The organism is Streptococcus mitis (genome assembly GCF_005844455.1).
Lineage (GTDB): Bacteria > Bacillota > Bacilli > Lactobacillales > Streptococcaceae > Streptococcus > Streptococcus mitis_BF.
This window is the reverse complement of sequence record NZ_SPGF01000053.1, coordinates 1-14482: the sequence shown is the minus strand read 5'-3', so window position 1 is coordinate 14482 and position 14482 is coordinate 1. Positions and strand designations below refer to the sequence as shown.

Genomic DNA, 14482 nt, shown 5'->3' with positions numbered 1-14482 from the left:
AGCGTAAGTAGCGCAAGGTCATGATAAGTTGGTCTTCCATACTTAGACGGCGTGGGCGTCCTCCTTTTCGGTGTTGCGCTTGATAAGCGTCAGTGAGACAATCAAGCATCAGTTGAAACGTCGCTTTTTTAACACCTATCAACAATTTGAAATTCTCTGAGTTTAATTTTAAGGCTTTTTCGTATGTTGTTTCCATAGCTTTAGTATACCACTTTTGAGTTACCGAACAAGTCTAATAAACTTGTGACAAAGGAAAAGCAGGAAGAAAAAGCAACAGTCTTATCAGATGAGTTTGTCAAAGAATTTCTCACTCAATACTACACTAAGGAAAGGCTTGGCGAGAACAACAATCGTATCAAGCCCTATATGACGGGTTCTGCTTATAAGGAAGAAGTGGCTCGCCAAGAGGATTCCATCAATCAGGTCTATAAGGACTATATTTTGGATTACCGCTTTGAAACCGCTCATATCTATGTTAATACAGAAACCAATGAAGCTCTCGCAGAAGTATCCTATCAAGTGACCTATGTATCTGATTTGAGTAAGCAGCAACAACGAACTACTCAGACAGAAACTAAGACGATTAAGTTGTCCTACTCCAAGGTTTCAGACAAGCTCCTGGTTAACCATCTAACCATTTGTAATGGAAAACTAGAGAACTTAAAAGAAGCTACTGATGGGGCTAACTCTAGTATTCCAAACATTCAAGGAGATACCACACATGAGACAAACTAGCAGGAGAGATTCTTCTGCTTTTTTGATAGGGAGATGAGATGACAATAATTAAAGCAGTAAAACAAAAGTCCATTTTAGATGTGGCTGAGAGTCTGGGTTATTCCTTTAGATGTTTATCAGGACAAGTTTATGAACACCCAGAACATGATTCCTTTCGGATTTTTGCCGATACCAATACTTTCAAATGGTTTTCAAGAGATATACAAGGAGATGTGATTGACTTTGTTCAGTTAGTGGCAGGTGTTTCTTTTAAAGAAGCCGTGTCCTATCTTGAAACTGGAGATTTTAAACAGGCTAAAACGATAGAAGAAACTTATCGACATTTTCGTTATTATTTGCCTGAAGAAACTTTTCAGCAAGCAAGAACTTACTTGACCCAGGTTCGTGGATTAAGTGATGATGTTATTAATGCCTTCGGTAGAAAAGGAATCTTGGCTCAAGCATGTTACCAGACAAAGACCTTTCAGGAATCTGTCCTTGTTTTTAAGAGCTACAACCACCATGGTCAGCTAGAAGGAGCAAGCCTTCAAGGTCTCGTCAAAAATGAACAAAGACATGATCGAGGATGCTTGAAGAAAATGATGAAGGGGTCTCATGGTCATGTGGGTATTAGTTTTGATGTTGGCAAACCTAATCGACTCATCTTTTGTGAATCGGTTATTGATATGATGAGCTATTATCAGATTCATCAAAAGCAGCTATCAGATGTTCGCCTGGTTTCAATGGAAGGCTTAAAACTTTCAGTGATCGCATACCAAGTCTTGCGTCTAGCAGCAGAGGAACAAGGGAAACTAGATTTTTTAGACACCGTCACACCTAATCGGTTAACCAACTACCTATATGCCATCAAAGATACGACACTCTATTTTAATGAACACCCTGAAATGATAACATTGGCAGTTGATAATGATGAAGCCGGGAGAGACTTTTGTCAGAAATTGTCAGAGAAAGGTATTCCAATCGTTCAAGAATTGCCACCATTACAGGGATTGGAAACCAAGTCAGACTGGAATGATTTGGTGAAACAACAAAGGGAAATTTCTTTAGGGGAAGTTATCCAATCAGTCCAAGCACAAGTCATTAGGAATCATCCTCCACCTAAACGAGAGACTGTTTTAGAATTGTGATAACAAAATCAAGAGTCTTGTCATAAGCTAGAGTGTGACAAGGAGGAATGTTTTATGAGTGTGATTGAACGTCTGGCTGAAAAAGTGGCTAGACAAGAAGAAAAAGTCTCGAGAGAGACGGAAAAATTGGAAAACTATCGTGATCAACTTCAAACAGTTATGTATAGTACCTTTATCAAACGGCAACAATCTAGTCATTTATCCTTTCATGAAGCTTTAGAACAGGCTTTTGGTAAAGAAGCCCCACTCCACCCAAATGATAGAAATGAGGATACAGAATGAGTAAATCATGGAATTTTGATCAGCCACTAGACGATGCGACACCAACATCTTCAAATGAAGAGCGAGCTAAAATCGCAGCACTCTTCCATAAAAAGGATGATCAGCCAAATGAAGAAGTGGATTATGTGGCTGCTTTTGAAAAGCAAAAAAAGAATCCAGAAGCTAAAGTAGAATCAAAGACTGAAGAAAAAGATAAGCAAAGTCAGTCGCTGAAAGTAAATATCACTAGTGACTACAAACAATATTTGGCGAATACAATTGCACAAAACAACAATGACATTTCAGCTTGTCAAAAGCAAATTGAAGAACTCTATCAGCTGATTGATGAAAAGAAGATTCAAAATAAAAAGCTACAGGCCATTTCCGCAGCTATTGATGACCTATAAGCGAGAGCAGTCCAGCTGGGTTGCTTTCTATAAGGAGAAAAATATGCGATTATTCAGAAAGAAAACTCATAACCAGAATAGCTTTAAACGTCTCATTCATCGCTTATCAGGGATGTCTGAAGCCGAATTATTTAAGGTAGACCAATTACTAGATGTTGTCTTTGATTCAAAAACTCAGACCACTAGAGCAGAAGAAACCATCTCAAAACCTATACCAAGGGAACTAACTTTAGATGAAACCATTACTGAAGCAAAGAATAAACTTAATAAAGAGCAACTGGATAAACGTATCCAAGAATTTAAGCAGGCGAAGAAACCGCAAAACGGATAACGCACCAATTTTGGTGCGTTATCCGTTTTTTGTGGTATAATAAGAGTAAACACAAGGAGGAAGCAGTAAATGATTGGAGATAATATTAAGTCCTTACGACGGACACATGATTTAACGCAGCCAGAGTTCGCAAAAATTGTCGGAATTTCTCGCAATAGTCTAAGTCGATATGAGAATGGAACCAGCTCTGTTTCAACCGAACTCATTGATCGGATTTGTCAGAAATTCAATGTCTCCTATGTCGATATTGTTGGAGAAGATAAGCTGATGACTCCCGTAGAAGATTATCAGCTAACCTTAAAAATTGAAGTTTTAAAAGAACGTGGCTCCACTATTCTTTCAAAACTGTATCGCTATCAAGATGGGAAAGGGATTGCATTTGACGATGAATCGAATCCGTGGATTTTGATAAGTGATGATGTAGCAGATTTAGTGAATACCAAGATTTATCTTGTCGATACCTTTGAAGAGATAGAGCGTTACAATGGCTATTTAGATGGCATTGAGCGGATGTTAAACCTTGCCAATCACCAGGTGGTGGCCTAATGACTTTAGCAGAATTTAGTGAGGCGGAGTTTCAAAAAGCTTTAAAGCGTAATATTCGTGCTTTAACCCATGGAAAAACTATTTCCTCAACTCCCAAAGCAGTTCTGCTTGGTGGTCAAAGTGGAGCTGGAAAAACGACCATTCATCGAATCAAGCAAAAGGAATTTCAAGGAAACATCATCATTATTGACGGAGATAGCTTTCATTCGCAGCATCCAAATTATCTGGCTTTGAAGGAAGAGTATGGTAAAGATAGCGTTGATTATACCAAAGATTTTGCGGGGAAGATGGTTGAACACCTCATTGATGAACTCAGTAAACAAAGTTATCATTTATTAATTGAGGGAACACTGAGAATAACAGAAGTCCCTCGAAAAACGGTACAATTATTGGCAACTAGAGGCTATCAAGTCTCACTTGCACTGATTGCGACTAAGCCAGAATTGTCCTATCTCAGCACTTTGATACGTTATGAAGAGCTCTATACTATAGATTCTAGTCAAGCTAGAGCAACTCCAAAAGAACATCATGACATGATAGTGAGCAATTTCGTTAGTAACACCCGACAACTGGAGCAATTAGGTATCTTTGCACGAATGCAAATCTATCAACGAGATAGAACTTGTGTTTATGATTCAAGAGATGATGAAAGTTCAGCAGCAGATGTTCTTCACGACCTATTGTTTGGCGAGTGGAGTCAGGTAGAGAAAGAGATGTTGAAGGTGGGGGAAGAGAAGTTGAAAAGTTACAAGTAAGCATGGACTTTTAATATAGAAGTTAAATTTTATCAATTTTTAGGGAATAACAGGAGGTTAAAATTGGCTAGCTCTAGTGTTGAACAGAATAGAAACGCTACTCCTAGCTGGAGTGGATATATCCATCAAGGGAAAGTAGGATTTTTAGTAGCGTTAAGACAATTGAAAAAATGTATTGATGATAAGGTGCCTAATTATGAGAATTATGTGATTAGATATGAAAATGCTGAAGATTTTGATATTGTTGATAACAACGGCAAAGTTATATCTAGGCATCAAGTAAAGGCATACATAGATGGTACGTCAAGGGAACAATATTCAACTCTTTTTAAGATACAAACAAGAAAATATTGTGAGGTTGAGGATAAGAGAAGTAATCAAAAGATTTGGAAAGAAATAATTGATGAGGAAGGATTTCAAATCCATCAATTTGATGGGCGAGGACACATACTAACTGTAGAAGTTAGTCCTGATTCAAGATACCTACACGTTATTGTAGCAATAACAGATTTCAATTTATCCCGGTATGAGTATTTAAAGAAAGACGGTCGCAGAAAAAAATATACTGATAATAATTCCTGTATTCAACTATATCCATACAATAAAGAAAACGATATTTATCATTGTCCACTTTCTCAAGATGATAATAATGATACAATTAGAGACTATTGTATAGCTGAAATAAAAGAGATTCTAAAGCTAAAAAATAATCCGTTGAAAGAGAACGATTCACACTTTAGTCAAGTATATCTCAAATATGTAGGATCTTTATTAAACCATAGTATAGGGAAGTCTCATAATAATTCTGCTTATCCAGAAATATATTTTAAAGACATAATTGCAATTATTCAAAATGAATTCCCTAAAGATAAAATCTTTGAATTAAAAAATAAGTTAATTTATAGCTGGGAGCAATATCACCAAGATTATGCAGATGATATCTGTGAAGATGATTTCATTCAAATGGATAAGATAATCAAAAAACTACTATCTATGTCTAAAGATGAATTTTATAAATTTGTAAAGATGATTTTACCGGATAAAACATCAGACGAAAATATTCTGGAGTTATTTCCTATTCCTTCCTTAGAAAATATATTTTATCTACTATTAGAAAAAACTAAAAGTTTTTCATTTAAAAGCTATAATTATTTAGATGAAGATGATAAAAGTTATAGAGTTTCTTTGATTGATATTCAGAATAGACCTGGTAGGATTGCTAAAATAGTTAAAGAAATTATAAATAATTCAGAATTTTTGAAAGCGACTTTTAATCATGATTTTTTGATTAATAGGTCAATAAATGATATTTCCATCGATTCGAGGATTGATGAATTGACAGACATACCAGATAATATTCGATATAAAGATGAATGGGATACTGGTATAAAAAATAGTATCTTCAATGCTAATATGGAGTTTATTAAAATTGATACAGCACTTGAAAAAGAGTTAAGAACTATAGAGGAGTAGTATGGAAAATATCATTATAAATTTACTAAAACATAATCACTTTGATTGTATAAACACAGACTTGAACTTATATACTAATCAATTAAAATCTGAGTATTTTATGGTTAGACAATACAGTCAAGAAGAGCTAAATGATTTTTTTGAAAATGATAAAACATCAAAAATAATAGATGAATTTGAAAAACAATCAAGAACACAAAGACACGATAATATAAAGAAAAATACTTCTCTGTTTATTTTGGTAGAAGTTGAAGATTTGAAAACAGCATTTGAGGATGATAAAACTCAAAGATCTATCTTATTGGTTGAAGAGGATTATTATTATTTTAGAAAGTTCGTTTTATTATACACCTCAGAAGGAATATCAGATTTGGAAGATAAAGCTACTAATGATGCACTATATAACTACTTAGAATCTAATATTGATACCTTTGAAGATAATATGTTTTTTAGTGATTCATATTTTATGGCGATGGAAATCGGTGTGAAGTTGCCTTTTTTCACTCTTCCTGAAAAAGACGACATATATCAAAGTATAGAAAAACAATATCATGATAGTATGGGTGAATTAGATAATAGATTAAGGGATTTTTATGACAAATATTCCGATGACGAACTATCAAATTCTCTAAAAAACATTGCCCAGGAGGATGAAAGTATTTCTGAATTGCTACAAATAGGAGAATTATTACTATGAGAATCCAAAAGATATTGATAAAAAACTTTAAAAATGTAAAAGGTACTAAAGTTATTGATTTTCAAGATAATGTAACCTTGTTTGTCGGCCCAAATGGATTTGGAAAAACTACAATTTTTGATGCAATAGAATTATCCTTAACTGGGAAAATACGTCGAATCACAGAATCAGATTATACTGATGGAAGGAGCAGGTTCAGCTCAGCCTACTTTCAAAATGATCCTAATAAAGATACACTGATTAAGTTAATGCTAGTAAATGATAAAGATGAAACTTTGACTGTCTCTAGTCGTTATAAAAGTAGTAGTAATTCTAACGGTAATAATGTTCCTCAATATTCGTTCTCACAGTTTAAACGAAATATTAAGTTTAATTCTGAAAAGGAGTTCGAAAAGATTGAAGATGTTGAATCTATAGACGATTGGGATGAGAAAGATATTCAAAAAGCTATTGGTGAGTTTTTAGGATATGAATCAGAAGATTATAGCTTGAGTGAAACATTTGATTTGTTCCATTATATTCAACAAGATGAGACCGCTTATTATTTAAAGCAAAAGGAGAAAGATAGAAAGGAACAATTGAATTTTCTATTAAATATTGAATCTTATGTTAATAAAAAGAATCAATTAGATAATTTAAGAAAAACTTTAGTCTCCAATAAAAAAGAACTAGAAACTAAAAAAAAGAAATTTCAAAATCTTTCAACTGCTAATAAAATCCCTTATACTAGGTTATCACTTAGAACTGATATTGATTTTCCTTTTAATAGAGAGGTGATTGTTTTTGACGATGAATTGTCAGAGGTAAGTTTGGATGGATATCTGCAGGAAGTTGAGAAATTACAAAAATTTCGAAATTCATTTTCTCCTAAGGACTACTTGCTGAGACAACAAAGTGAGCAATTTGAGCGAGAAATAAAAGAAAATAGTGACTTTACTGACTACTTATTATTCAGAGAAATCTTTGAGAATCGGGAGGAGGTAGATTTCATCAAACAAAACCACAGTCTAATTTCAAATGAAAAAAATTATTCCTATTTTTTGCTAAAAAACTATATTGAACAATTAGAGTATTTAGAAAATAATCGCAAGTTATTTGAACAAGGAAAAATTTTGGAACGTTTATTTGATGTTGAAATTGATGAAATCAATATGGAAACAATAGAAAAATCATTAAATAATTTTTCTGAATGGGAATTTGGTAAGATTTGGCTTGAACAGTTTAAACCGAAATTTACAAATTACAATATAAAAAAGAGACAATTAAATGACGGAACAACTTCTATTAACAAATTACTTGAGATAAGAAGTCGTTTAAAAGAGCATAGTGAGGAACATAATTCAAAATGCTTATTTTGCGGTTATGACTGGATTGAAAGTGAACAACTACTAAATGCTTATGAAGAAACTACTCAGCAATTTCGAAAAAATTTATCCACACTTGAAGTAGATATTGCAAATTTTGTCCAAGAATTACATCAGTTGATAATGGCTATAAAAAGTCAAATTGAAATTGAGCAAGAAAAACTCTTTGTTCTCCCAAAAGATTTCTTGGAGGAGATACGTTCAATAAGTAATTATAATTTTCCTGATGTTTTTAATAATCTAGTATCAGAGACTTCAAGTATTTCTCCTATACCAGTCGAATCAAGTGTTTTGGTTCAAGATTTTGAAATGTTAAAAAAGGAATTAATTGATTCACTGCAGAAAAGATTATTATTGCCAAAAGAAGTCTATAATTCTTTTATAAGAATTAAGTCTAGAGAAGCAGATTTTGAAAGACTTTTAGAAAAATATTCAGTATTACGCAATGATGAAATAAAAGCATTTCAATTGGATTTTCAAAGATTACCGATTAGCCTGCATCAATTTCAAGTGAATCGAGATAAAATTTCAATATTTTTAGAAGATATTAGTTCAAAAATAGGATTTGACTTTTCTAAAAGTTCAGATCCACAAAATTTATTTGATAGATATTTTGCATCTGATGAAAAAATATTTAAAAAATGTACTATAGAGGACATAGGTAAAAAAAGAGATTATATTATCAATCAGTTTGAGATACAACAATTAACATTATTGAATTTGCTTGATAAACGCCTTCATCTAATTGATAAAACGGTGAATTATCTTCAACAACGTATCAGGAAATTAAATAATAACATTAAAGAATATCAAGTACAAATGATTGAAAAATTGAAACTTCCATTTTATATCTACACAGCAAAAATATTACAAAATTATCAACAGGGAATGGGAGTTCTATTAACTACTCAAAATAATTCTAATATTAGGTTCATAGCAAATAGCAACAGTGAGCAGGATGTAATGTATCAACTAAGTTCGGGGCAAATAGCCGTTATCTCATTTGCTTTTACTTTGGCATTAAATACAACATTTAAGATTTCGAAAGATTTTAAATTACTGACGATTGATGATCCTATTCAAGATATGGATTCAATGAATGTATATGCTTTAATCGACTTGTTGAGACACGCTTTGTCAGAATACCAGATTATCATGTCTACACATAGTGATGGTAGTGCTATGTTTATCAAGTATAAATTTGAATTGTTTTCAGATTCAGAAATTTCAAATGTGAGTTTAAAAAACATAAAGGATATAATATTAGTTGACTAGAATAATTTTGATGAGTATAATCCCAAATAATAAGTTCTAATATACATTGAGACAGTACAGAGAGCCGAAAGGCTCTTTTTTCATCCTCTCATTCTCCTGTGATAACTTTTCCAAAACATTCTTGTTATCCTTATACTCAATGAAAATCAAAGAGCAAACTAGGAAGCTAGCCGCAAGCTGTACTTGAGTACGGTAAGGCGACGCTGACGTGGTTTGAATTTGATTTTTGAAGAGTATTATATCATTCCTAAGAAAATCAGGTCTTGATTTTTCACTGGGGGTTTGGGGGCGAAGCCACCAAGTTATCTTATCGTTGGCTGTCAAAACTAGAAGGTTTTGGTCGGCTAGCGATATGATTTTTGGGATATTGTGGACACAATATCTGAGCTCGCAAAGCCTTACAAAAATGTTGAAGCTATTTTGAAAAATGTACTGACAGTGTCTGTAAGCTTACATTGTAAGTACAGGTATCAATAAAGGAGGAAAAGTCATATGAAAAGAGATATACGTTGTATTCGGAAACAATTTCGCTTAACAGAAACGGAAGAAAAACAAATACTAGATTTAATGAGAGAGAAAGGAGAGGATAATTTTTCTGATTTTCTCCGTAAAAGCTTACTATTGTCTGATGGACAAAAACAGATGGAAAAATGGTTCAATCTTTGGAAAAAACAAATGTTGGAACAAATTAGCCGTGATGTTCATGAAATATTAATAATTGCTAAAATAAATCATCAGGTTACTCAAGAACATGTTTCTATTTTGTTAACTTGTATTCAGGAATTAATTAAAGAGGTAGAAAAAACAAGTTCTCTTAGTGAAGATTTTCGTAACAAATACATGAGGTAGTATAGTGGAGCACCGATATAGAACAAATTTAAAAAAAGTCTTTTTATCTGACCTAGAATTAGTCAAATTGAATGAAAATATCTCAAAAAGTAACTGCTTATCATTCTCAGAATATGCTAGACGAACTCTACTAGATCCTGGTATGAATTTTATCACCATTGATACAAATAGTTATCAAGATTTGATTTTTGAATTAAAACGAATCGGAAATAATATTAATCAAATAGCAAGAAGCATAAATTATTCGAATTTAATAACGGAAGTTGAATTAAATGAGTTGAGAAAAGGTATAGAAGAATTAATAGTAGAAGTGGAGAAAGATTTTCTTATTCAATCTGAAAAATTGAGGAAATTTTATGGTCATCACTAAACACTTTGCGATTCATGGAAAAAATTATCGTAGTAAACTAACCAAATATATTTTGAATCCAAGTAAAACAAAAAATCTAACACTAGTTTCAGATTTTGGTATGAGAAATTATTTAGATTTTCCTAGTTATAAAGAACTAGTGAAGATGTACAATGATAATTTTTTAAGTAATGATACTCTTTATGAATTTCGTCATGATAGGCAAGAAGTAAATCAACGAAAAATTCATTCTCATCATATCATTCAGTCCTTTTCTCCAGATGATCATCTTACTCCCGAACAAATCAATCGGATTGGGTATGAGACAGTTAAAGAGTTGACAGGAGGTAGATTTCGTTTTATCGTAGCAACACATGTCGATAAAGGTCATATCCACAATCACATCATTCTAAATTCAATTGATCATAATTCTGATAAAAAGTTTCTATGGAATTATAAGTCAGAACGTAATCTACGAATGGTTTCAGATCGTCTTTCAAAAATTGCAGGTGCAAAGATTATAGAAAATCGTTATTCGCATCGTCAGTATGAAGTTTATCGAAAAACCAATTACAAATATGAAATAAAACAACGGGTATATTTTCTAATAGAGAACTCGAAAAATTTTGAAGATTTCAGGAAAAAAGCAAAAGCTTTACATTTGAAAATTGATTTTAGACACAAGCATGTTACTTTTTTTATGACTGATTCAAATATGAAACAAGTCATACGTGATGATAAATTGAATAGAAAACAACCTTATAATGAAACTTATTTTAAGCAAAAGTTTGTTCAAAGGGAAATTATAAACGTCTTAGAATTTCTACTTCCGAAAATGAAGAATATGAATGAATTGATTCAACAAGCAGAATTTTTTGACTTAAAAATAATTCCGAAAGAAAAACATGTTCTATTTGAATTTAATGGGATTAAGCTTTCAGAACAGGAATTAGGAAAAACGAATCAGTACAGTGTTAGCTATTTTCAAGACTATTTTAATAACAAAAATGAAGCTTTTGTCTTAGATAATAAAAATTTAGTTGAACTTTACAATAAAGAAAAGCTAATTAAAGAAAAAGAGTTGCCGACAGAAGAGGTGGTATGGAAATCCTATCAAGATTTCAAGAGAAATAGAGATACTGTTCATGAGTTTGAAGTAGAGTTGAATCTTAATCAAATAGAAGAAGTAGTAGACGATGGAATTTACATTAAGGTACAGTTTGGTATCCGACAAGAAGGACTTATTTTTGTACCAAATATTCAAATCAATATGGAAGAAGAAAAAGTTAAAGTATTTCTCAGAGAAACTAGTTCTTACTATGTATATCATAAAGATTCAGCAGAAAAAAATCGCTTTATGAAAGGTAAAACTTTGATTAGGCAATTTAATGTTCAGTATGAACCGCAGTATATGTATAGAAGAATTCCTCTTAGCAAAATTAAAGAAAAAATTGAACAATTAGATTTTCTTATATCTGCGGAAAATAGTCCGAATGATTTCGAAAACATAACAAAGGATTTTATTGACCAAATATCATATCTAGAGAATATGATTGAACAAGTCCAAAATAAAATTGATGATTTAACTAATTTAGAGGAAGTATTGTTGAATAATACGACAAATAGTTCTAGCAATTTAGAAAATAGTATTCAAGGTAAAAGTTCAGTAGATACAATAGAGAAGGATTTATGCATATATAAAGGAAAGATTGAAACACTGAAGGAACAACATAGAGAAGCAATAAATTTATTTGAAATGTTTAATAAAACAATAAAGAAATATAAGAAAAAACAAAATATGAAATCTATTGAGGAAAATGAGATACATTTAGAGTAAACAGTTTCCTAAAAAGTATATATAGAATAGTTTCATGTGCCAATTTGTCACATATTTAAAAATAAGAAAATAACTATATTATCCTTGTTTTAGGAGACAACAAATGTTGAAAAGGATTAGAGATTTACGTGAAGATGATGATTTGACACAAGAATATATTGCGAAAATCGTTTTGAATTGTACAAGATCAGCTTATTCTAAAATGGAAGCTGGTAGCAGGCTAATCTCTATAAATGACCTTATCAAACTTGCAGATTTTTATAAGGTGAGTCTAGACTACCTTGTAGGTCGAGTGGATAATAAAGAAGACTATTACTCCAAAAAGTAGTAGGTTAAGAAAGCACATTGACAATTGAATAGTCCAAAATGGTACTTTCCTCATTTGTGGAGCAGTTTTGAATGGCTCGCCATGATAAGAGCGACATTAAAACCATCAATAAAATAGAGCGATACTTTATATGCCATGATACAAATGATATACAATGATACTTCTGACCGTTCAGGCTGCCACCGTAAAAGAGCAGCAAGTGTAATTCTTATGATGACTTCATCAGTCATGCCATGGAGGTGAAAAAATCTAAGAAAGGAAGTAGAAAAATCATGGAAACAGTAAACTATAAAGATTTAGTTGCGATTGGTTTTCCAGAGCACACATCGAGAAATATTATTAGACAAGCAAAAAAGATTGCTGTAAAAAAGTTTGAAGAAGCTAGAAAAAATGATAAGAATGCGGTACAATTAGGATGTTCACCTTTCGATAATAAAAGGTTAGGCATTGCTCCTAAAAATATTGTAGAAAATTTAATTGGTATTTCTTTTTCAGATATAGAAGGTGATTAAAATGGTTATATCAAAGACAAAGAAATATAAAGGTGTATACAAAGATTCAAAAGGAAAAATTTATTTTCAAATTGAATTAGGAGTTGATCCAATAACTGGGAAAAGAATTCAAAAGAAAGGAAGGAAAAATCAACAGGGACTACCGTTTAATTCTTTTAAGGAAGCATATGAAGAGATACTTCGTTTAAAACATGAATTTATGAACTCTACTATTAATAATAGTTTTCTAACTTTTAGAGAATTTATGGAAGAGATTTATTTAAAATATTATCAACAAAAAGTTCAATTTGTAACTTATCAGACCGCTTTACCACATCATCAGTTATTTATTAAGCAATTTGGTAGTAAAAAATTATCAGATATTAGTACTATTGACTGTGAAAGATTTCGCTTAGCTATTATAGACAAGTATTCTAGTAACTATGCTAAAAATGTGTGGTCTAGATTTAAAGCATGTCTGGGTTATGCAGAAAGATTGGGGTATATTGATAGAGTCCCTTTTAAAGGATTAGATAATCCGAGAGGAAAGCACCCTGATACAAAATTTTGGACATTTGATGAATTTAAGAAGGTAATAGACTCTTTTGATATTAGTGAATATGAGGGACTCCATAATTACATGACAATCTGGTTATATTTTATGACTGGTTTAAGGGTTAGTGAGGGTATTGCTCTTAAATGGGAAGATATTGATTTTGAACGTAAATGGATTCATGTTCATTCTACAATTGAGAAAGATAAAAACGGTGTATGGTATGCTAAACAACAAACAAAGACAGTAGCAGGGAATCGTAAAATTGATTTAGATGATTTTACAATTACAATACTTAAAAAATGGCGAGAAGTTCAAATTAAGAATGATGATAAAGATTATGTAATATCACGTTTTGGCAATCCTTTGTGTAAATCTACAATCTCTAGGATAATTAAAAGACATGCTAAGATTACTGGTGTACCAGAAATTACAGGTAAAGGTTTAAGACATAGTCATGCCTCCTATCTTATAAATGTGTTACAAAAGGATACTTTATACGTTTCATATCGATTAGGACATGCTGATAAGTCAACTACGTTGAATACATATAGTCACTGGTACTATTCAGGTGATTCAACAATTTCAGAAGAAATTACAAACAGTTTAGATAATCTTGGATTATCAGTTTACCTACCAAATTCCTGCCAAAGTTGAAAATTGAGGAATTAACCCACTAATACTGGGAGAAAATAAGATTAGCAAATTGTTACTCTTAAATAATAGAGCAACTACATTAGTAGCTTAAAAACATGATTAAACCGCTATTCTTGAGAGTAGCGGTTTTCTTTTTGTTCAAGAAGGGGCAAAAAAGGGGTCATCATCTTTATGTATAGCATATTGAAACAAGATGTGAACAAATCGATTAGGAAAGTCAAATTAATTTCTAGAAATATTTTATAGTCATTTAGTTTTAAAAAAGCACTTTAAACATTCAAAAATATTTGGAACTTTCCTTAATAAATCTGTCACTTTCTTTTTCAAGATAGCCCAAGCTTGCTCAATAGGATTCAAATCTGGTGAATACGGTGGTAGAGGTAAGAAAAAGTGCTTATCTTGAATGTAAAGTTCATCCAAAATGTTCTTGGGATGAAAACTAGCATT

At 31.9% G+C, this 14482-nt stretch carries 16 protein-coding genes and 2 pseudogenes; 16 read left to right on the top strand and 2 right to left on the bottom strand.

All coding sequences use genetic code 11. From position 1 onward, the window contains the following. Window positions 1–196: pseudogene (locus FGQ53_RS09340) on the bottom strand (IS5/IS1182 family transposase); the annotation flags it as partial. A gap of 35 nt (window positions 197–231) precedes the next feature. Between FGQ53_RS09340 and FGQ53_RS09335 the strand changes: the two are divergent. The 16 genes and pseudogenes from FGQ53_RS09335 to FGQ53_RS09250 all read left to right on the top strand — a co-directional run. Then, window positions 232–735: pseudogene (locus FGQ53_RS09335) on the top strand (peptidylprolyl isomerase); the annotation flags it as partial. 38 nt (window positions 736–773) lie between these two features. Continuing rightward, window positions 774–1862: a DUF3991 domain-containing protein gene (locus FGQ53_RS09330; protein WP_138338139.1), complete on the top strand. Its 1089-nt coding sequence runs from the start codon at window positions 774–776 to the stop codon at window positions 1860–1862. Window positions 1863–1916: 54 nt separating this feature from the next. Beyond that, window positions 1917–2144 carry a DUF5965 family protein gene (locus FGQ53_RS09325; protein WP_007520115.1) on the top strand — a complete coding sequence of 76 codons (228 nt, stop codon included), beginning with the start codon at window positions 1917–1919 and terminating at the stop codon, window positions 2142–2144. After that, the gene (locus tag FGQ53_RS09320) at window positions 2141–2530 is read left to right on the top strand and encodes a DUF5945 family protein (protein WP_007520114.1); all 390 of its coding nucleotides are present in this window, start codon (window positions 2141–2143) and stop codon (window positions 2528–2530) included. Before FGQ53_RS09325 ends, FGQ53_RS09320 begins: the two co-directional genes overlap by 4 nt. Before the next feature lie 43 nt (window positions 2531–2573). Next, entirely contained in the window at window positions 2574–2861 is a 288-nt protein-coding gene (locus FGQ53_RS09315) for a hypothetical protein (protein ID WP_007520113.1), read from the top strand. 69 nt (window positions 2862–2930) lie between these two features. Next, window positions 2931–3407 carry a type II toxin-antitoxin system antitoxin PezA gene (pezA, locus tag FGQ53_RS09310; protein ID WP_007520112.1) on the top strand — a complete coding sequence of 159 codons (477 nt, stop codon included), beginning with the start codon at window positions 2931–2933 and terminating at the stop codon, window positions 3405–3407. Next, on the top strand, window positions 3407–4162 hold the full coding sequence (locus FGQ53_RS09305) for a zeta toxin family protein (protein ID WP_138338136.1): 756 nt from the start codon (window positions 3407–3409) through the stop codon (window positions 4160–4162). The genes pezA and FGQ53_RS09305 overlap by 1 nt, the downstream gene beginning before the upstream one ends. Window positions 4163–4225: 63 nt before the next feature. Beyond that, window positions 4226–5635, top strand: coding sequence for an ABC-three component system protein (locus tag FGQ53_RS09300; protein WP_138338133.1), 1410 nt, complete (start codon window positions 4226–4228; stop codon window positions 5633–5635). Between the two features lies 1 nt (window position 5636). Continuing rightward, window positions 5637–6332 carry an ABC-three component system middle component 1 gene (locus FGQ53_RS09295; protein WP_138338130.1) on the top strand — a complete coding sequence of 232 codons (696 nt, stop codon included), beginning with the start codon at window positions 5637–5639 and terminating at the stop codon, window positions 6330–6332. Then, entirely contained in the window at window positions 6329–8971 is a 2643-nt protein-coding gene (locus tag FGQ53_RS09290) for an AAA family ATPase (protein ID WP_138338127.1), read from the top strand. The genes FGQ53_RS09295 and FGQ53_RS09290 overlap by 4 nt, the downstream gene beginning before the upstream one ends. Window positions 8972–9463: 492 nt before the next feature. Then, the gene (locus FGQ53_RS09275; protein WP_138338121.1) at window positions 9464–9820 is read left to right on the top strand and encodes an SAG1252 family conjugative relaxosome accessory protein; all 357 of its coding nucleotides are present in this window, start codon (window positions 9464–9466) and stop codon (window positions 9818–9820) included. Window positions 9821–9824: 4 nt separating this feature from the next. Then, window positions 9825–10190: a MobC family plasmid mobilization relaxosome protein gene (locus FGQ53_RS09270; protein WP_000401235.1), complete on the top strand. Its 366-nt coding sequence runs from the start codon at window positions 9825–9827 to the stop codon at window positions 10188–10190. Further along, window positions 10177–12006, top strand: coding sequence for an SAG1250 family conjugative relaxase (locus FGQ53_RS09265; RefSeq protein ID WP_138338118.1), 1830 nt, complete (start codon window positions 10177–10179; stop codon window positions 12004–12006). Before FGQ53_RS09270 ends, FGQ53_RS09265 begins: the two co-directional genes overlap by 14 nt. A 103-nt stretch (window positions 12007–12109) precedes the next feature. Then, entirely contained in the window at window positions 12110–12334 is a 225-nt protein-coding gene (locus FGQ53_RS09260) for a helix-turn-helix domain-containing protein (RefSeq protein ID WP_138338116.1), read from the top strand. Between the two features lie 272 nt (window positions 12335–12606). Beyond that, window positions 12607–12846, top strand: a complete 240-nt coding sequence (locus FGQ53_RS09255; protein ID WP_138338114.1) for a DUF3173 family protein — start codon at window positions 12607–12609, stop codon at window positions 12844–12846. Between the two features lies 1 nt (window position 12847). Further along, the gene (locus FGQ53_RS09250; protein ID WP_138338111.1) at window positions 12848–14035 is read left to right on the top strand and encodes a tyrosine-type recombinase/integrase; all 1188 of its coding nucleotides are present in this window, start codon (window positions 12848–12850) and stop codon (window positions 14033–14035) included. Window positions 14036–14281: 246 nt separating this feature from the next. Here FGQ53_RS09250 and FGQ53_RS09245 read toward each other — a convergent pair. Next, a partial coding sequence (locus FGQ53_RS09245; RefSeq protein WP_212744427.1) for a transposase occupies window positions 14282–14482 on the bottom strand: 201 nt, incomplete at its 5' end.